Origin of the sequence: Allobosea sp. BH3 (assembly GCF_025499465.1) — a bacterium.
Classification (GTDB): Bacteria; Pseudomonadota; Alphaproteobacteria; order Rhizobiales; family Beijerinckiaceae; genus Allobosea.
Genome location: NZ_JAIMCA010000001.1, coordinates 489,735 through 506,567 on the forward strand (window position 1 = coordinate 489,735; position 16,833 = coordinate 506,567).

The window sequence follows — 16,833 nt, forward strand, 5'->3', positions numbered from 1 at the left end:
AGACCGGCTGTCCGCGTTCGGCGCCTTCAGGCGCCGTCGCAAGCTGCTGGGGGCATGGAGCGGGATATGTCGGCGACCGCGATGATCAGGGCGATGCGGCCGCATCACTGGCTCAAGAACGGCCTGGTCTTTATTCCGATCCTGCTGAACCACGACGTCTTCGATCCGGCAGCACTCTGGCACGGCCTCATTGCCTTCATCGCCTTCAGCCTGATCGCCTCCGCGGTCTACCTTCTCAACGACATCAAGGATGTCGAGGCGGATCGGCGCCACCCGACGAAGTGCAAGCGCCCGCTCGCGGCAGGAGAGATCACGACGAGGCAGGCCTATGCGGCCGTGCCGATCCTGCTCGCGGCAGCCTTCGCCACGGTCCCGCTCGTGCCGGAGCCGCGGATCTTCCTGCTCTCGCTGCTCGCCTATCTCGTCCTCGCGCTCGCCTATCTGCTGGTGCTGAAGCGCAAGCTCCTTGTCGACGTGCTCGGCCTCGCGACCATGCACACGCTGCGCATCCTGGCCGGCAACGCCGCAGCGGCAATCCCCGTTTCTTCCTGGCTGCTCGCCTTCTCCATGTTCCTGTTCCTCAGCCTCGCGCTCGTGAAGCGCTATGCGGAGCTCAGGATCACGCAGGACCATTCCGGGCTAAAGAGCGCCGGTCGCGGCTACCATGCCGAGGACATCGAGGCACTCTCCCAGCTCGGCATGGCCTCCGGCTGCACCTGCGCACTCATCATGGCGCTCTATATCGACAGCGCCGCGGTCAAGCAGCTCTACCGCCACCCCGAATTGATCTGGCTGGTCTGCCCGATCATCCTCTACCAGATGGCGCGTATCTGGTTCCTGGCGCGCCGCGGGGATATGCCCGACGATCCGCTCGTCTTCATGATCCGCGACTGGCGCAGCCAGCTCATGGGCCTCGTGGTGGTGGTCATCATGGTCGCGGCCTCAGTCCTGCCGTGACCGCCGGGCCGGAACATCTGCGCCAAGGCTATCGCTCCTGGGGCGGGCTCGTCGCCCGCGACAGCGAGATTGTGCCCGCCCGCGACTGGATCGACCGCCCTGCCGGCCACCGCCGCCCCGCGCTCGCCTATGGCAACGGCCGCTCCTATGGCGATTCCTGCCTCAATGACGGCGGGACGCTGATCGACACGAGCGACCTCGCGGAGGTTCACGCCTTCGACCGAGACACCGGCCTCCTGACCTGTGACGCCGGCGTGATGCTCGACCGGCTGCTCGAGCTTGTCGTGCCGGCAGGCTGGTTTCCGCCGGTGACGCCGGGTACCGCCTTCGTCACCATCGGCGGAGCCATCGCCAACGATGTGCATGGCAAGAACCATCATGGCGCCGGCACCTTCGGCTGCCATATCCGCGCTCTCGAGCTGATCCGCTCCGATGGGGAACGCCTGATCTGCGCGCCCGACCTGAACGCCGATCTCTTCGCCGCGACGATCGGCGGCTTCGGCCTGACGGGGCTTGTGACGCAGGTGACGCTGCAGCTCATGCCCATACAGTCGGCGCAGATGCTGCAGGAGGTCGTACATTTCGACCACCTCGACCGCTTCTTCGAGATCGCCGCCGAATCCGACGCCACCCATGACTACACGGTCGCCTGGATCGACTCGCTGGCAAGCGGCGCCCGTCTCGGCCGCGGCGTGTTCTTCCGCGCCAACCATGCGCCGGCATCGTTCGATCCGCCGCCGCGCGCCGGGCGCAGCCTGCCTTTCCCCCTGAGGCCGCCTTTCCCATTGATCAACCGCGCGACGCTCAGTGCCTTCAACTGGCTCTACCGCAACGCCCAGCCCGGCAGCCCGGCCCCCCGTCGCATCCCCTACCGCCCCTTTTTCTATCCGCTCGACCGCATCCGCGACTGGAACCGTGCCTATGGGCCGAAGGGCCTGCGCCAGTTCCAGTGCGTCGTCCCGATGGCGAACGCCCGCGACGCGGTCGCCGAGATGCTGCGCCGGACGCTGGCTGCGGGCGAGGCCTCCTTCCTGACGGTGCTCAAGATCTTCGGGACGCGCCCCTCGCCGGGGATGATGTCCTTCCCGATCCCCGGTGCGACGCTGACCCTCGACTTCCCCAATCGCGGCGAGCGCACCGCCCGGCTGTTGGCCGAGCTCGACAGCATCGCCATCGCCGCGGGCGGGCGCATCAATCCCTACAAGGACGCCCGCATGCCGGCCGCGACCTTCGAGGCCTCCTTCCCGCACTGGCGCGACTTCGCGCGCCATGTCGACCCCGGCTTCTCCTCGGATTTCTGGCGCCGCGTCAGCGCCGGCTAGAGCATGCTGAAAATTCCCGATCTGCTTTGAACCTCCCTCCCGCTCCTCGCGACCAATGAGCATGGAGGGCGAGCCGTTCGCTCTCGAACAGTCGGGAGAGACGAACATGACGACGCTGCGCAAGACCGTTACCGCCGCTCTGGCTGTCGCGACCCTCGCCACCACCCTGATCGCTTCCGGCGCCGAGGCGCGTCCTCGCTGGGGTTACGGCTACGGCTACGGCGGCTGGGGCGTCGGAGCCGGCGTGGTCGGCGCGCTCGCCGCCGGCGCGATCATCGCCTCGGCCACCCGCCCTGCCTATGGCTACGGCTACTATGCCCGCCCCGTCCGCTCCTGCGACCTGGTCGAGCGGATGGACCGCTGGGGCAACATCGTCGGCTACCGCCGCGTCTGCGGCTACTACTGAGCTTCCCTGGACGACCCTTCGAGACCCAAGACTCAAAAAAGGCCGGCGCAAGCCGGCCTCTTTTTTTGGTCCACGACGCTTCACGTCATTGCGAGAAGCGAAGCGACGAAGCAATGACGGCTCGGTTCAGCCCTTCGCGGCGGCGACCTTGCGCAGATAGCTGGTGACGATGCCGGTGACACCGCGCGAGAGCACGTCATCCAGCGCCGCGATGAACTCATCGCACTGTTCGCGCGTGACGATCAGCGGCGGCTCGAGCCGGATGACGTTGCGGTTGTATTCGGTGAAGGCGACGAGCACGTCGTGCTCCTTCAGCAGCAGCGCCCCGACGAAGCCGCAGAGCGAGCCCTTCAGCTTGTCGTCGAGCAGCGCGACCATATGCTTCACGCCGAAGGGCATGGTCTCGCTGATGTCCTGGAATTCGACGCCGAGCATCAACCCGCGCCCGCGGATCTCCTTGAGCAGGGTCGGGTATTTGACCCGCAGTTCATTGAGCCGTTCGATCAGATAGTCGCCCTGGCGCTTCGCATTGCCGATCAGATCCTCGTCATAGAGGACGTTGAGGGCCTCGATCGCCGAGACGCAGGCCTCGCCCATGCCACCGAACGTCGCCTGCGCATGGATCAGCGCGTTCTTCGGCTTGCCATAGGCCTTCATGTAGATTTCGCGCCGCGCGATCATGGCGCCGACAGCGGCCTTCGACCCTCCGAGCGCCTTGGCCAGCGCCGTCACGTCCGGCACCACGCCGTCGCGTTCGAAGGCGAAGAACTGGCCGGTGCGGCCGAGCCCGCATTGCACCTCGTCGGCGACCCAGAGCACGCCATGCTTGTCGCAGAGCGCACGCAACTCGCGCCAGAAACCCTCCGGCGCCTCGACGATGCCGCCGCCGCCCTGGATCGTCTCCATCACGACGATGCCGATCGACGGATCGCTCTCCAGTGCCTGCCGCACGGCCTCGATGTCGCCGAAGGGCACCTTGACCCGGTTCTCGACCAGCTTGAACTGCGACTGGTAGAGCGTCGAATCCGTGACCGAGAGCACGCCCTTGGTCTTGCCGTGGAAGGAATTCGCTGCGTGCAGGATCTTCGACTTGGCCGGTCCTTGCGCCTGCTCGGCGACCTTCAGCGCCGCCTCCATCGCTTCCGAGCCGGACGAGCCGAGGAAGACCATGTCGAGATCGCCCGGCGCGATTGTGGCGAGGTTCTTTGCCAGCGCGGCCGCGTATTGCGACATGAACGCCATGCAGATCTCGTGGCGGTTCTCGTCCTGGAACTTCTGCCGCGCGGCGATGATGCGCGGATGATTATGCCCGAAGGCGACCGAGCAGAAGCCGCCGAAGAAATCGAGGATCTTGCGGCCATCCTTGGTGATGTAATGCATGCCCTCGGCGTGATCGACGAGGATCTTGTCGAAGCCGAGCAGCTTCAGGAAATGCAGCTGGCCGGGGTTGATATGCGCAGCGAAGAGCTCCTTCACCTGCGCGGCGTCGAGCTGCTTGGCGGCTTCCACACTGATGAGCTGCGGCCGGGCGGGGGTCATGGGCGCATCCTCGGGCTTGAAGGCGGGCATGCTCATGCAGCGAGGCTCCTCTCGGCTGGCTTCTGGCCATCCTTGGCCTTGCGGTACTCGGTATAGGCGGCGAGCAGCATGTCCTCGTCGCGATGTTGCGGCTTCCAGCCGAGCTGGCGCTTCGCCTTCGACGTATCGAGGATGCAAATCTCGTCGGCGATCTTGTACTGCTCCGGATCCATGATCGGCATGTTGATCGCGTCGAGCGCATCGAGGGTGAGCTTCACCAGCGGCGCGGGCGTCGGCAGCAGGATCGATTTCGAGCCGGCATGCTTGATCAGGTCGCCGAGCAACTTCTTCACCGGCGGCGGATCGTCGGAACCCAGATTATAGGCCTCGTTCGGGAAACCCGCCTTCCAGGCGGCGACGCAGGCGCTGGCGCAGTCGAAGACCGAGATGAACTGGTAGGGGTTGTTGCCCCCACCGATCATCGGCACCGGCAGGTTCATGTCGATGAGCTTGAACAGCTTGACCAGGATGCCCAGCCGCCCCGGCCCGATGATCAGCCGCGGGCGGAAGATCGGGATACTGAAGCCCTTCGCCCGGTACTCGTCGGCGAGGCGCTCGGTCGCGAGCTTGCTCTCGCCATATTCGCCCAGCGGCTTCGCCGGATGCGTCTCGTCCTGCGGCACGGTGACCGAATGGCCGTAGATCATGTCGGTGGTGAAATGGACGAGCCGGTTCGCGCCCCTCTTCTCCATCCAATGCAGGATGTTCTGGGTGCCGTGATAATTCACCGGCCAGAAGAATTCGTGCCGCTCCGCCCGCGTCACGATCGGCGAGAGCATCTTGGCCGAGAGATTGTAGACCACGTCCTGAGGCGAGAGCGGGAGGGCCTCGACGCTTTCGGGCCGCGTCACATCGGCGTTGACGAAGGGCACCGTGGCGTAATGCGGATGGTCGCTCTTCTGGATGTCTGCGACCAGGACGTCCTCGCCCATGGCCACAAGATCAGCCGCCAGGCGCGAGCCGACAAAGCCGTCGCCGCCGATGATGATATGCTTCACCGTCTCAGCCCCTCGGATCGACCGGCAGGCGCGGGCGCTGGTTGCGCACCGGCACAGGGATGGGCCGCGGCGCAGCCGGCGGCTCCAGCAGGGCTCCGAGGCGCAGGAACAAGCGTACGATCAGGTCCATGGTTCCCTCTCAGCTTTGTGCGATGAAGACGGTGCCGAGGACGATCAGGCCGATGCCGGCGACGCGCGTCAGGCTCAGGTCCTCGTTGAAGACGAAATAGGCATAGGCCGCGACTACGACATAGGCGAGGCTCAGGAACGGGTAGGCGTAGCTGATCTGCACCTTGGAGAGCACGATCAGATGCGAGGCCATGCTGATGACGAAGGTGCACAGTCCCGCGAAGACGAACGGATTGAAGACGACGCGGAAGACCGTGCCGATCAGCCCGTCGTTCGCGACGTCGAAGGAGCCGATGCCTGTCATGCCGCGTTTGAGCATGAGCTGGGCGGCGGCGTTGGTCAGCACCGTGAACAGGATCAGGGGTATATAGCTCGTCATCGTGGCGCAGGCCGCTCCGCATCGCTTGGCGCTGTCGAGATGCAGCGGAAAATACTTCAAATGCCTTAGGGAACGGGAGCCGATTGATCCTAGCGTTAAGGGGAAGCTGCTTCGATTGCCGAAAGCCGGACCCAGCCGACGCTGCCACAGTTCGACGTGAGACGCGCTAGGATCGTCCGAGCAGCTCAGCCCTCATCCTGAGGAGGCCCGCTAGGGACTTCGGACCATGCCCCTCCCCAATCGCGTCAGGCCGGACGGCACCCTCTTCACGGACGAGGCGCGCGGCACGATGTACGGCAATCGCGGCGGCCGCTTCCATGATCCCGCGAGCCATGCCGTGCCCTTGCGCATCCAGGCGACGCGCCAGTGGCTCTGCTGCCTGCTGTCCTTCAAGGGGCGCCGGCGCAAGGTCTGGGGACGCGGCTACACCGAGCTGTTCTTCTGCGACGAGGTGACGGCGCTCGCCGCCGGTCACCGTCCCTGCATGGAATGCCGCCGCCGCGATGCGCTGGCCTATCGCGATGCGCTGGTGAAGGGGTTAGGGCTTGCCGAAGCGCCCCTGTTCCCGGAGATCGACCGCATCCTCGATGGCGAGCGTCGCGACGGGCGGGCAAAGCGCACGCACCTATTACCGGCCGAACAGCTTCCGGACGGCGCGATGGTGCTGTCCGGCGCAGGCTTCCTCGCGCTGCGCGGGGACGGCGCCCTGCTCTGGTCCCCGGCCGGCTACATCGCCCGCCGCGAGCGGCCTGCCGGCATGGCGACCGTACTCACGCCGCCCGCCACGCTGGCAGCACTGGCGCAGGGCTACCTGCCGCTCTGGCATGCGAGCGCAGCCGACCTTTAGGAACCTTCCTTCATCCGAAAGCGTTGCCGCAGCATCATCATTGCAACGAGGGGCTGCTCATGCGCTCGATCCTTCTCTGGCTTGTCGGTGTTCCGATCCCGATCATCATCCTGTTGTGGTTCTTCATGAAATAAGGTGACGAAGAAGGCCGGGCCAGCGCCCGGCCTTCGCATATAAGAGAGCTTCCCGCCGCAGGCTGACAGGCAGCCATGCTTTTCCGGCACGTCCCCGCCATCGCAACTCGTGCCGAGCTGGCCTATATGCCGTCCATGTCCTCCTCTCCGACCTCTCCCCCGACAACCGAACCGATCATCGCGGTCTCCGGCCTGTCGAAGACCTATGCGAGTGGCTTCAGTGCGCTGAAGTCGATCGATCTCGCCATCAACCGGGGCGAGATCTTCGCCCTGCTCGGCCCCAACGGGGCCGGCAAGACCACGCTGATCAGCATCATCTGCGGACTGGTGCGGCCCAGCACGGGCACGGTGCTCGCAGACGGCCACGATATTCTCGGCGACTACCGGGCGGCGCGTGCGGCCATCGGCCTCGTGCCGCAGGAGCTGACCACCGACGCCTTCGAGACCGTCCGCGCCACGGTGAGCTTCAGCCGCGGCCTCTTCGGCAAGCCGAAGGATCCCGCCCTGATCGAGCGCATCCTCAAGGAGCTCTCGCTCTGGGACAAGAAGGACACGCAGATTCGCCGCCTTTCCGGCGGCATGAAGCGGCGCGTGATGATCGCCAAGGCGCTGGCACACGAGCCGCGCATCCTCTTCCTCGACGAGCCGACCGCGGGCGTCGATGTCGAGCTCAGGCAGGATATGTGGCAGATGGTGCGCCGGCTCAGGGACGAGGGCGTCACCATCATCCTGACCACGCACTACATCGAGGAAGCCGAGGAGATGGCCGACCGCGTCGGCGTCATCTCGCGCGGCGAGATCATCCTCGTCGAGGAGAAGGCCGAGCTGATGCGCAAGCTCGGCAAGAAGGAGTTGACCCTTCAGCTCCAGCAGCCGCTGGCGGCGCTGCCCGAGACCCTTACCGATTTCGGCCTCAAGCTTTCCGCCGATGGCGACGAGATCACCTACTCTTACGACACCCAGGCTGAGCGCACCGGCATCACGGCGCTGCTGCAGGCCCTCTCCGAAGCCGGCATCCGCTTCCGCGATCTCAGCACCAGCCAGAGCTCGCTGGAGGATATCTTCGTCAGCCTGGTGAGAGAGCGCACGAGGGAGCAGCCATGACTGCCATGAGCTTCAACCCGCACGCCATCGCCGCGATCTATCGCTTCGAGATGGCGCGCACCTGGCGCACGCCGCTGCAGAGCATCGTCTCGCCCGTGCTCTCCACTTCGCTTTACTTCATCGTCTTCGGCGGCGCGATCGGCTCGCGCATGCAGTCGGTCGAGGGCGTGCCCTACGGCGCCTTCATCGTGCCGGGGCTGATCATGCTCTCGCTCCTGACGCAGAGCATCGCCAACGCCTCCTTCGCGATCTATTTCCCGAAGTTCACCGGCACGATCTACGAGCTGCTCTCGGCGCCGGTGGCGTGGTGGGAGGTGGTGATCGCCTATGTCGGGGCGGCTGCCACGAAATCGATCCTGCTCGGCCTCATCATCCTGGCGACGGCGACCTTCTTCGTGCCGCTCAGGATCGAGCACCCCTGGATGATGCTGCTCTTCCTCGTGCTGACGGCGACGACCTTCAGCCTGTTCGGCTTCATCATCGGCATCTGGGCGGACGGATTCGAGAAGCTGCAGGTCATCCCGCTGCTGATCGTGACGCCGCTCGCCTTCCTCGGCGGCTCCTTCTACTCGATCTCGATGCTGCCGCCCTTCTGGCAGACGGTGACGCTGTTCAATCCGGTCGTCTACCTGATCAGCGGCTTCCGCTGGAGCTTCTTTGGCATCGCCGATGTCAGCCTCGGCCTCAGCCTGGGCATGACCCTGTTCTTCCTGGCGGCCTGCATCGCCGCAGTCGGCTGGATCTTCCACACGGGCTACCGGCTCAAGAACTGAGCCGGTAGCCCGCTTTCGGCACTAGCTGCTGGAGCGCGTCGCCTGCCAGTCCTGGCTCGCGCCGGAACCTTCGCTGCGCCCCGTCATGCGGTCGTTCTCGACGCGGGCGGTATAGCGCTGCCCGCCGGCCATGAAGCTGATCTCGGTGCCCTTCATCTTCGCTTCCGTGATCGAGTGCTCCTTGCCGCCGCGCGTCAGCGAGCCGGCAAGCATCTGGAAGTTCTGGCTCAGCTTCAGCTCGCCATCGCCGAGCCGCCAGGTGCCGGCGACCTTGGCGGGCACGACCCAGTGATAAGCCCGGCAATAGGTCGAGCAGTTGTCAGCGACGTTGATCGTCTCGTCCGGCTGCCAGTCTTCCATCATGAAGGTGTTGGAGACGACGCGCGTGCCCGGCTTCATGTTCAGGATCGTCGGGCGCAGCCGCATGTTGAGCTCCGGCAGCAGGAACAGCGTCAGCACCGTCGCCTCGCTGAAATCCGTCTCGAAGATGTCGCCCTGAACGAAGCGCGCCTTGTCACTGACGCCTTCGGCCTCGGCAGCACGGCGCGAAAGCGTGACCATGTCGGGATTGTATTCGACGCCGAGCGCCCTGACGCCACGCTTGGCCGCCGTAATGACCGTCCGGCCGTCGCCCGAGCCGAGATCTATGACGTAGTCCTGCGGTGTGACGCGAACGGTATCGAGCATGCGGTCGACCAGCGTCTGCTGCGTCGGCACCCAGACGACGTCCTTGCCCGCCTGGCCGGAGCGCGGGACATAGTCCGGAACCGTGCTGGGATCTTTCGTCGCCTGGACCGGCTGGGCGTAACCAGGCGCGGCTCCAACCCATGCGATGGCGCAGGCGGTCGCGAGAATGCGAAGGGTCTTCATTCTGTCTCTCCCTGTCTGACGGTCGATCATTCGGCGGCGGCCGGGGCCGCGGCAGGCGCTGGTTGAGGAACGGCTTCCGGCCGGCGCCGGAACAGCAGGAGCGGAAGCCCGGCCAGCACCACGGCAAGGCCAACCAGGGCGCCACGGCCGGTATAGGCGAGGCTGGCGTGCAGCATGTAGAGGCAGCCGAGGCAGAACAGGATCGGCGTCACCGGATAGAGCGGCACGCGAAAGGGCAGTTCCCGCCCGGGCTCGCGCCAGCGCAGGATCGGCAGCGCCGCGCCAACCAGCAGCAGGAACGCCCAGAACACCGGCGCGCTGTAGTCGACCATCGACTGGAAGCCGTCCCGGCTCGCCGCTCCGAACACGACGAGCAGCAGCGCCACGAGGCCTTGCAGGATCAGCCCGTTGGCCGGTGCCCGGCCCCTCTGGTCCCAGTCACCGACGCGCGGCAGCAGCGTCATGTCGCGGGCCATGGCATAATAGACCCGTGCGCCGGTGAAGATCGTTGCGTTCAGCGTGGAAAGCGCCGCCGCCACGATGGCGAGGCTGACGATCTTCGCGCCGGTCTCGCCCGCGACCAGCCGCATCATGTCGGCGGCCACGGCCTGGGAGCTGCGCAGGTTGTCCAGCCCGAGGATGGCCAGGAAGGCGAGGTTGGCGAGCACGTAGAGTGCCACCAGAACGGCGGTGCCAATGGCGAGGACGCGCGCCATGTTGCGCGCCGGGTCCTTCAGTTCCCCGGAAAGATAGGCCGCCTCGTTCCAGCCGCCATACGTCAACAAGACGAAGACCGTGGCGAGCCCGAGCGCAGCCTCCGGGGCCGCCGTCGTCGCAGCCGCAGCGGCGGGCTGCGGCGCGCCGCCCCAGACCAGGCCGATCACGATGATCGCACCGAGCGCGCCGATCTCGACGAAGGTCATCGCGATCTGCATCGTCTTGCTCTGGACGGTGCCGATCACGTTGAGCGCCGTCAGCGCCACGATCGAGACCGCTGCATAGATCGCCGTGCTGTAAGGTCCGATCGGCAGCACCTGTGCCGCGTAATCGCCCAGCACGAAGGCGACGGCGGCGATCGCACCCGTCTGGATCACCGCGCCCCGCGCCCAGCCGAACAGCATCGCCACCGGCCTGCCATAGGCTCGCGACAGGAAGTGATACTCGCCGCCGGCATGGGGATGGGCGGCAGCAAGCTCGGCATAGCAGAGGGCGCCGATCAGCGTGGCGATGCCGCCCGCAACCCAGACACCGATGAAGGCGATTTCGCTGCCGACATTGGCGGCGATCAGCGAGGGCGTCTTGAAGATGCCGATGCCGACGACGATGCCGACCATGATCGTGACGGCGTCGAACACCGATAAAGTCGGTTGCGGTTCGCCCGAAGCGGCGGATGCCATGCCAGTCCCCTTATTATTGGTCGCCATCGCGATGCGCAGGATGCTGCAGAGAATGTGACCGGATGCCGGGTTGTTCCGGTCACGAAAGCTCTGGAAATTCTCACGGAACCGTGAGCGCCAGCACGCCCGCCCGCCTTTCAGAACCCCGGCGAGGCGCTCTCGCCGATTGACTTCGCCCGGCTCATCCTGTCTTCACACCGGCCATGACCGATCTTTCGACCAGTACGGCACCGGCCGCAGATGCTGCGCCGCATGCGCGCCGGCGCACCTTCGCCATCATCTCGCACCCGGACGCGGGCAAGACGACGCTGACCGAGAAGCTGCTCTATTTCGGCGGCGCGATCCAGCTCGCCGGCGAGGTGCGCGCCAAGCAGGGCCGCCGCCAGACCTCTTCGGACTGGATGAAGATCGAACGCCAGCGCGGCATCTCGGTCGTCACCTCGGTGATGACCTTCGAATATGGCGGCCACGTCTTCAACCTGCTCGACACGCCAGGCCACGAAGACTTCTCGGAGGATACGTACCGGACTCTGACCGCGGTCGACAGCGCAGTCATGGTGATCGACGCCGCCAAGGGCATCGAGGAGCGCACCAAGAAGCTCTTCGAGGTCTGCCGCCTGCGCGACATCCCGATCGTCACCTTCATCAACAAGGTCGACCGCGAGACGCGCGATCCGTTCGACCTGATCAACGAGATCGAGACGACGCTGGCGCTGGACGTGGCGCCGATGACCTGGCCGGTCGGACGCGGCCGCGAATTCGTCGGCACCTACGATCTCAAGGCGAACACCTTCCGCCGCAACCAGAAGGGCGACGAGAACGCCGAGGACAAGCGCGTCAACGGCTGGGACGACCCCTTCTTCGACGAGGCGCTCCCGAATGGCGATGTCGAAACCTGGCGCGAGGAGGTCTTCCTCGCCAGCGAGGGCCTGAAGCCGTTCGACCTGCAGGCCTTCCGCGAGGGACACCTGACGCCGCTGTATTGGGGCGCGGCGCTGCGCGACTACGGCGTGCGCGACCTGATCGATGCGCTCGGGACCTATGCCCCCAGCCCGCGTGCCCAGCTCGCCGACAAGCGCCCGATCGAGGCGGGCGAGCCGAAGATGACCGGCTTCGTCTTCAAGATTCAGGCGAACATGGACCCGAACCATCGCGACCGCATCGCCTTCATGCGCGTCTGCTCGGGCAAGCTGACGCGCGGCATGAAAGCGAAGCTGGTCCGCACCGGCAAGCCGATGCCGCTCAATGCGCCGCAGTTTTTCTTCGCACGCGATCGCTCGATCGCGGAGGAAGCCTTCGCGGGTGACATCGTCGGCCTGCCCAACCACGGCACGCTGCGCATCGGCGACACGCTGACCGAGGGTGAGGACATCGTCTTCAAGGGCGTGCCGAGCTTCGCCCCGGAAATCCTCCGCCGCGTCAAGCTCAAGGACGCGATGAAGGCCAAGAAGCTGCGCGAGGCGCTGCAGCAGATGGCCGAAGAGGGCGTCGTCCAGATCTTCCTGCCGCATGACGGCGCGCCCGCCATCGTCGGCGTCGTCGGCGCGCTCCAGCTCGACGTGCTCAAGGAGCGCATGGACGCGGAGTATTCGCTGCCGGTCGACTTCGAGCCCTGCCAGTTCGCCCTCGCCCGCTGGGTCTCGTCCGAAGACAAGGTCGCGCTCGAGAAATTCGTCGGAGCCAAGCCCTCCGCCATGGCCGACGATCTCGACGGCGACCCGGTCTTCATGGCCTCCTCGCAGTTCACGCTGAAATACGACGCCGAGCGCGCGCCCGACGTCACGTTCTCGGACGTGAAGGACTACCAGAAGGTCGCAAAGGGCTGAGGCGGTAACTGTGGCCTGAAAGTGACAGGCCGCCGCCGGCTCGTCCCCGATTGATCCGCATCAATTCGCGGCCCGCGAAACGGGCGCTCATGGAGGCATGAATCGCAGACGCCAACCGGGCGCCCGCGCTTCGCTACTCCGGGGGCTGCCGCCTATGATGTCTCGTTCGATCCGCCTTTCCCTTGCCACCGCGCTGCTCGGCGCCACGGCCCTCACCGGCGCACAGGCCGGCGACCTGCCCTCGAAGAAGGCCGCGCCCTTCGTTCCTGCGCTCGAGAGCTGGAGCCCGTGGATGGTCCGCGGCCGCGCCCTCTTCGTCATGCCGCAGGAAGAGGCCAACCTGAAGCTCGGCGGCGTGCCGGTCGTCGGCGGCAAAGTCGACATCTCGAACTCGGTCGTGCCCGAGCTCGACATCACCTACTTCTTCACGAAGAACATCGCCGCCGAACTCATCCTCGGCGTCACGCCGCACAACGTGAAGGGCGCGGGCTCGCTGGCGGGCGCGCGCATCGGTTCAGCCTGGCTGCTGCCGCCGACCCTGATGCTGCAGTATCACTTCACCGATTTCGGCGCCTTCAAGCCCTATGTCGGCGCCGGCGTGAACTACACCGTCTTCTTCAACGAGAAGGCCAAGGGCGGCTTCACCGATTTCGACCTGAAGGATTCCTTCGGCTTCGCCCTCCAGGCCGGCTTCGACTACATGATCGACAAGCACTGGGGCTTCAACTTCGACGTGAAGAAGATCTTCCTGGAGCCGAAGGTGAAGGTGAACAACGGGCTGGTCGCCGGCAAGGTCAAGATCGACCCGTGGCTGATCGGCGCCGGCGTGACCTATCGCTTCTGAGCCGGAATTCGACTGGGGCGGCGGAGAGGGGAGCGGCTTGCCGCTCCCCTCTTTCGTTCAGGAGGCCCTGCCGCCGCTCATGAGCCGGCGAAGCCGAGCGGGATCGCCGTCGTCGACTTCAACTCCTCCATCGCGAACATCGAGGTGACGTCGCTCAAGTCGATGCGCGAGATCAGCTTCTTGTACAGCGCGTCGTAGGCGGCGATGTCGGAGACACAGGCCTTGAGCAGATAATCGATCTCGCCGCTCATCCGGTAGAAATCGACGATCTCCGGCAGATCGTTCACCGCAGCGTGGAAGCGCTCCAGCCATTCCATCGAATGCCGCGCCGTCTTGACCGCGATGAAGACGGTGACACCCGCCTTGAGCTTCTCGCGGTCGAGCAGCGCCACGCGCTTGCGGATATGCCCGCTCACTTCCAGCTTCTGAACGCGCCGCCAGCACGGCGTCGGCGAGAGGCCTACCGCCTCCGCGAGTTCGGCCAGCGGCAGGCTCGCATCCTCCTGCAGTTGCGCCAGGATGCGCAGATCGAAAGCGTCGAGCTTGCTCATCATACCCCCAGACCGATTTAGAATCTGAATATCGCTGCGGCACCACTCACGGCAATAATTTTCTCCATTTTCCGAAAAAACGAGTTTGATTTTCCAACAACCGCGCAGGTAGCCGAATAACTCGCAAACCGATTCCAGCCGCTGACGCTATCCTTTTCCGATCGGAATCGGGACTGGGACGAGCTATGCAGGGACTTCTGGGCGAGAAGCGGCGTGAAGCCGTGCTGCGCAACCTGCGCACCGATGAAGGCACGCTCTCGCAGGATTACCTGGCGGCTGCACGCAGCGTCCTGCGCGAGCTCGTGGCGGTTCCGGACCTGGTCCAGTCGCTGCCGCTATCGCGCAGGCCCGGCTGCTATGCGCGCAACCTGCTCGCCGGCGATGACGAGGTCAGCGTCTGGGCGATGGTTTGGGGCGAAGACTCGGCCACCTCGATCCACGACCACCATTGCTCCTGTTGCTTCGGCGTCCTCTCCGGCACCGTCACCGAGACCTGGTATCGCGCCATCGACGCGACCCGCGCCGTGCCGACCGGCGAGCAACGGCGGGAGGCGGGCTATGTCGCCTGCATGCTACCCTCGGGCCCGAACATCCACCGCATGCGGAATTTCGGACCGGGCGACGCGATCTCGATCCACATCTACGGCTTCGACCACCGGCTGCATGCCTCATCGATTGAGACCGAATACACAGCCGTCAGCGAATGGAGCCTCCCGCCCCAGCCGGTTCGCGAATCGGCGCTCCACGTCGGGGGATAATCTCCCGCACTTTTCCCCGCCAAGCGCACGCCGTCGATGATGCTGCCCTTTCGGGGGACATCATCATGTCGATGCGCGGCGTTGCAGATTTCATCGGGCTCGGCGCCTCGTCGTCGCCTGACCTATCCGTCACCTCCGAATTGCTGTTGCGCTTGGCGCCCTCGGCCAACCCGGCGATCCTTGCTGGCATCGCCCGGGGCTTCGACCGGCTGGCGCAGGAGCACGAGATCGAGACGCGGCTTCGCCTCTGCCATTTCCTGGCGCAGGCGGCCCATGAGACAGACGGCTTCCGGACGCTGGAGGAATATGGCGGCGCGGCGTATTTCCTCCGCTACGAGGGCCGGCGCGATCTCGGCAACACCCAGGCCGGCGACGGCCTGCGCTATCATGGCCGCGGCATCTTCCAGCTCACCGGCCGCGCCAATTACCGCCGCCTCAGTGAGATCCTCGGCATCGATCTCGAAGCCGATCCCGAGCGCGCGAAGGAACCGGAGATCTCGCTCGCTGTCGCCTTCGCCTACTGGACCGAGCGCGAGATCAACCCCGCCGCCGACGCCGACGACCTCGCGCAGGTGACGAAGCTGATCAACGGCGGCCGCAACGGGCTGGCCGAGCGGACGCGCTATCTCGAGCGGGCGAAGGGGCTTTGGGTCTAAGCAGCCGACAAGGGTGAGGGAACCCTCTCCCTCCGGGAGAGGGTTCCCCGCGCTTTTGTCTTGGGGCGCCTAGGCTGGAATTAGCGGTGCCCCGCCTTCAACGCCTGATCCAGATCCCCATAGAGATCCTCGACATCCTCGATGCCCGTCGAGAGGCGCAGCAGATCCGTCGGGCAGGGCGAGCCTGCGCCTTCGATCGAGGCGCGGTGCTCGATCAGGCTCTCGACGCCGCCGAGCGAGGTCGCGCGCTTGTAGAGCCCGACATGGGCCGCGGCCTTGATCGCCGCGGCCTCACCGCCGGTGACCTGCACCGAGAGCATGTAGCCGAAGCCGTTCTCCATCTGGCGGGCTGCGATGTCGTGGCCCGGATGCTGCGGCAGGCCGGGATAGAGTACACGCGCCACCAGCGGATGCGCCGAGAGGCGCTGCGCCAGCTCCATCGCCGAAGCCGACTGGCGCTCCTGCCGGACATGCAGCGTCCGCAGGCCCCGCATCAGCAGATAGGTTTCGAACGGGCCAAGGATGCCGCCCTGCCCTTTCCGTACTGTCTTGACGCGGTTCCAGAATTCATCGTCCTCGCGTGCGCAGAGCACGCCTGCCACGACATCGGAATGGCCGTTCAGCACCTTCGTCGCCGCATGCATCACGATGTCGGCGCCGAGCGTCAGCGGGCGGGTATGGACCGGCGAGGCGCAGGTCGAGTCGACCGCCAGCTTGGCGCCGGCCTTGTGCGCGATCTCCGCCGCCGCGGCTATATCGGTAATGGTCCAGAGCGGGTTGGACGGCGTCTCGGCCCAGACGAGCTTGGTCACGCCCGGCTTGACCGCCGCCTTGAGTGCAGCGAGGTCGTCGGTCTCGACGAAATCGATTTTCAACCCCCAGCGCGTCGCCTCGGTCAGCAGCCAGGCGCGCAGGGCCCAGTACATCACCTTGGAAGCGACGACATGGTCGCCTGGCGAAAGCGCCTGGAACACTGCCGTCGCTGCCGCCATGCCCGAGCCGAACAACAGCGCACCGGCCTTGGCCTCTTCCAGCATGGCGAGCACGCTCTCGCATTCGCGCACGGTCTCGTTATCAGGCCGGCCATAGATGAAGCCGGAGGAATAGCCGTTGTCCTCGTCGCGGATATAGGTCGTCGAGATGTGGATCGGCGGCACGACGCCACGCGTCTGCGGGTCGATCTTGCCCATGGCCTGCGCGGCAAGGCTGCGGGGCTTCCAGCTCTTCGTGCTCATCGTCTTTCGGTCCCGTCGTCCTGCGGCTGCGAATTGAAGGCCGTACCCGGCCAATGGAAGACATCCTAG

General features: G+C 65.8%; 18 protein-coding genes. 10 read left to right on the top strand and 8 right to left on the bottom strand.

What is annotated here, in order from left to right; genetic code table 11:
• Positions 1–66: 66 nt before the first annotated feature.
• The 3 genes from BoBH3_RS02345 (at position 67) to BoBH3_RS02355 (ending at position 2,685) form a co-directional block, all read left to right on the top strand.
• The gene (locus BoBH3_RS02345) at positions 67–957 is read left to right on the top strand and encodes a UbiA family prenyltransferase (RefSeq protein ID WP_262329145.1); all 891 of its coding nucleotides are present in this window, start codon (positions 67–69) and stop codon (positions 955–957) included.
• A complete protein-coding gene (locus BoBH3_RS02350; RefSeq protein WP_262329146.1) occupies positions 954–2,279 on the top strand; it encodes an FAD-binding oxidoreductase in 1,326 nt (441 codons plus the stop codon). The genes BoBH3_RS02345 and BoBH3_RS02350 overlap by 4 nt, the downstream gene beginning before the upstream one ends.
• A gap of 106 nt (positions 2,280–2,385) precedes the next feature.
• Positions 2,386–2,685, top strand: coding sequence for a hypothetical protein (locus tag BoBH3_RS02355; protein WP_262329147.1), 300 nt, complete (start codon positions 2,386–2,388; stop codon positions 2,683–2,685).
• Positions 2,686–2,811: 126 nt separating this feature from the next.
• Here the strand turns inward: BoBH3_RS02355 and BoBH3_RS02360 are convergent, their stop codons facing one another.
• Genes BoBH3_RS02360 through BoBH3_RS02375 form a run of 4 tightly spaced genes read right to left on the bottom strand, consistent with a single transcriptional unit; the run spans position 2,812 to position 5,769 of the window.
• The gene (locus BoBH3_RS02360; protein WP_262329148.1) at positions 2,812–4,260 is read right to left on the bottom strand and encodes an aspartate aminotransferase family protein; all 1,449 of its coding nucleotides are present in this window, start codon (positions 4,258–4,260) and stop codon (positions 2,812–2,814) included.
• The gene (locus BoBH3_RS02365) at positions 4,257–5,261 is read right to left on the bottom strand and encodes an NAD-dependent epimerase/dehydratase family protein (RefSeq protein ID WP_262329149.1); all 1,005 of its coding nucleotides are present in this window, start codon (positions 5,259–5,261) and stop codon (positions 4,257–4,259) included. Before BoBH3_RS02365 ends, BoBH3_RS02360 begins: the two co-directional genes overlap by 4 nt.
• Before the next feature lie 4 nt (positions 5,262–5,265).
• The gene (locus BoBH3_RS02370) at positions 5,266–5,391 is read right to left on the bottom strand and encodes a hypothetical protein (protein ID WP_262329150.1); all 126 of its coding nucleotides are present in this window, start codon (positions 5,389–5,391) and stop codon (positions 5,266–5,268) included.
• Between the two features lie 9 nt (positions 5,392–5,400).
• On the bottom strand, positions 5,401–5,769 hold the full coding sequence (locus BoBH3_RS02375) for an EamA family transporter (protein ID WP_262329151.1): 369 nt from the start codon (positions 5,767–5,769) through the stop codon (positions 5,401–5,403).
• 226 nt (positions 5,770–5,995) lie between these two features.
• On the opposite strand from BoBH3_RS02375, the gene BoBH3_RS02380 reads away from it, so the two are divergent.
• The 3 genes from BoBH3_RS02380 (at position 5,996) to BoBH3_RS02390 (ending at position 8,627) form a co-directional block, all read left to right on the top strand.
• Positions 5,996–6,616: a hypothetical protein gene (locus BoBH3_RS02380; protein WP_262329152.1), complete on the top strand. Its 621-nt coding sequence runs from the start codon at positions 5,996–5,998 to the stop codon at positions 6,614–6,616.
• Positions 6,617–6,885: 269 nt separating this feature from the next.
• Complete coding sequence (locus BoBH3_RS02385) at positions 6,886–7,854, top strand: ABC transporter ATP-binding protein (protein ID WP_262329655.1); 969 nt, start codon at positions 6,886–6,888, stop codon at positions 7,852–7,854.
• 5 nt (positions 7,855–7,859) lie between these two features.
• A complete protein-coding gene (locus tag BoBH3_RS02390; protein ID WP_410050554.1) occupies positions 7,860–8,627 on the top strand; it encodes an ABC transporter permease in 768 nt (255 codons plus the stop codon).
• Between the two features lie 21 nt (positions 8,628–8,648).
• Here the strand turns inward: BoBH3_RS02390 and BoBH3_RS02395 are convergent, their stop codons facing one another.
• Positions 8,649–9,497: a class I SAM-dependent methyltransferase gene (locus BoBH3_RS02395; protein ID WP_262329154.1), complete on the bottom strand. Its 849-nt coding sequence runs from the start codon at positions 9,495–9,497 to the stop codon at positions 8,649–8,651.
• A 26-nt stretch (positions 9,498–9,523) separates the two neighbouring features.
• Complete coding sequence (locus BoBH3_RS02400) at positions 9,524–10,894, bottom strand: APC family permease (protein WP_262329155.1); 1,371 nt, start codon at positions 10,892–10,894, stop codon at positions 9,524–9,526.
• A 203-nt stretch (positions 10,895–11,097) separates the two neighbouring features.
• Here BoBH3_RS02400 and BoBH3_RS02405 point away from each other — a divergent pair, with 203 nt between their 5' ends.
• Both BoBH3_RS02405 and BoBH3_RS02410 read left to right on the top strand, forming a co-directional pair.
• Positions 11,098–12,720, top strand: coding sequence for a peptide chain release factor 3 (locus tag BoBH3_RS02405; RefSeq protein ID WP_262329156.1), 1,623 nt, complete (start codon positions 11,098–11,100; stop codon positions 12,718–12,720).
• A gap of 157 nt (positions 12,721–12,877) precedes the next feature.
• Entirely contained in the window at positions 12,878–13,564 is a 687-nt protein-coding gene (locus tag BoBH3_RS02410) for an OmpW/AlkL family protein (protein ID WP_262329656.1), read from the top strand.
• 77 nt (positions 13,565–13,641) lie between these two features.
• Here the strand turns inward: BoBH3_RS02410 and BoBH3_RS02415 are convergent, their stop codons facing one another.
• Positions 13,642–14,115: an Lrp/AsnC family transcriptional regulator gene (locus BoBH3_RS02415; RefSeq protein WP_262329157.1), complete on the bottom strand. Its 474-nt coding sequence runs from the start codon at positions 14,113–14,115 to the stop codon at positions 13,642–13,644.
• A 185-nt stretch (positions 14,116–14,300) separates the two neighbouring features.
• Here BoBH3_RS02415 and BoBH3_RS02420 point away from each other — a divergent pair, with 185 nt between their 5' ends.
• Both BoBH3_RS02420 and BoBH3_RS02425 read left to right on the top strand, forming a co-directional pair.
• Positions 14,301–14,873, top strand: coding sequence for a cysteine dioxygenase (locus BoBH3_RS02420; RefSeq protein ID WP_262329158.1), 573 nt, complete (start codon positions 14,301–14,303; stop codon positions 14,871–14,873).
• 65 nt (positions 14,874–14,938) lie between these two features.
• Positions 14,939–15,529: a glycoside hydrolase family 19 protein gene (locus BoBH3_RS02425; RefSeq protein WP_262329159.1), complete on the top strand. Its 591-nt coding sequence runs from the start codon at positions 14,939–14,941 to the stop codon at positions 15,527–15,529.
• Between the two features lie 80 nt (positions 15,530–15,609).
• Here the strand turns inward: BoBH3_RS02425 and BoBH3_RS02430 are convergent, their stop codons facing one another.
• Positions 15,610–16,764, bottom strand: coding sequence for a trans-sulfuration enzyme family protein (locus BoBH3_RS02430; protein ID WP_262329160.1), 1,155 nt, complete (start codon positions 16,762–16,764; stop codon positions 15,610–15,612).
• Between the last annotated feature and the right edge of the window lie 69 nt (positions 16,765–16,833).

What these genes read in the sequence shown, in the direction of transcription:
- BoBH3_RS02430 (WP_262329160.1), bottom strand. Translation starts at nt 16,764, where the DNA reads ATGAGCACGAAGAGCTGGAAGCCCCGCAGCCTTGCCGCGCAGGCCATG.
- BoBH3_RS02380 (WP_262329152.1), top strand. Translation starts at nt 5,996, where the DNA reads ATGCCCCTCCCCAATCGCGTCAGGCCGGACGGCACCCTCTTCACGGAC.
- BoBH3_RS02375 (WP_262329151.1), bottom strand. Translation starts at nt 5,769, where the DNA reads ATGACGAGCTATATACCCCTGATCCTGTTCACGGTGCTGACCAACGCC.
- BoBH3_RS02385 (WP_262329655.1), top strand. Translation starts at nt 6,886, where the DNA reads ATGTCCTCCTCTCCGACCTCTCCCCCGACAACCGAACCGATCATCGCG.
- BoBH3_RS02360 (WP_262329148.1), bottom strand. Translation starts at nt 4,260, where the DNA reads ATGAGCATGCCCGCCTTCAAGCCCGAGGATGCGCCCATGACCCCCGCC.
- BoBH3_RS02355 (WP_262329147.1), top strand. Translation starts at nt 2,386, where the DNA reads ATGACGACGCTGCGCAAGACCGTTACCGCCGCTCTGGCTGTCGCGACC.
- BoBH3_RS02395 (WP_262329154.1), bottom strand. Translation starts at nt 9,497, where the DNA reads ATGAAGACCCTTCGCATTCTCGCGACCGCCTGCGCCATCGCATGGGTT.
- BoBH3_RS02410 (WP_262329656.1), top strand. Translation starts at nt 12,878, where the DNA reads ATGTCTCGTTCGATCCGCCTTTCCCTTGCCACCGCGCTGCTCGGCGCC.
- BoBH3_RS02390 (WP_410050554.1), top strand. Translation starts at nt 7,860, where the DNA reads ATGAGCTTCAACCCGCACGCCATCGCCGCGATCTATCGCTTCGAGATG.
- BoBH3_RS02415 (WP_262329157.1), bottom strand. Translation starts at nt 14,115, where the DNA reads ATGAGCAAGCTCGACGCTTTCGATCTGCGCATCCTGGCGCAACTGCAG.
- BoBH3_RS02345 (WP_262329145.1), top strand. Translation starts at nt 67, where the DNA reads ATGTCGGCGACCGCGATGATCAGGGCGATGCGGCCGCATCACTGGCTC.
- BoBH3_RS02400 (WP_262329155.1), bottom strand. Translation starts at nt 10,894, where the DNA reads ATGGCATCCGCCGCTTCGGGCGAACCGCAACCGACTTTATCGGTGTTC.
- BoBH3_RS02425 (WP_262329159.1), top strand. Translation starts at nt 14,939, where the DNA reads ATGTCGATGCGCGGCGTTGCAGATTTCATCGGGCTCGGCGCCTCGTCG.
- BoBH3_RS02405 (WP_262329156.1), top strand. Translation starts at nt 11,098, where the DNA reads ATGACCGATCTTTCGACCAGTACGGCACCGGCCGCAGATGCTGCGCCG.
- BoBH3_RS02370 (WP_262329150.1), bottom strand. Translation starts at nt 5,391, where the DNA reads ATGGACCTGATCGTACGCTTGTTCCTGCGCCTCGGAGCCCTGCTGGAG.
- BoBH3_RS02420 (WP_262329158.1), top strand. Translation starts at nt 14,301, where the DNA reads ATGCAGGGACTTCTGGGCGAGAAGCGGCGTGAAGCCGTGCTGCGCAAC.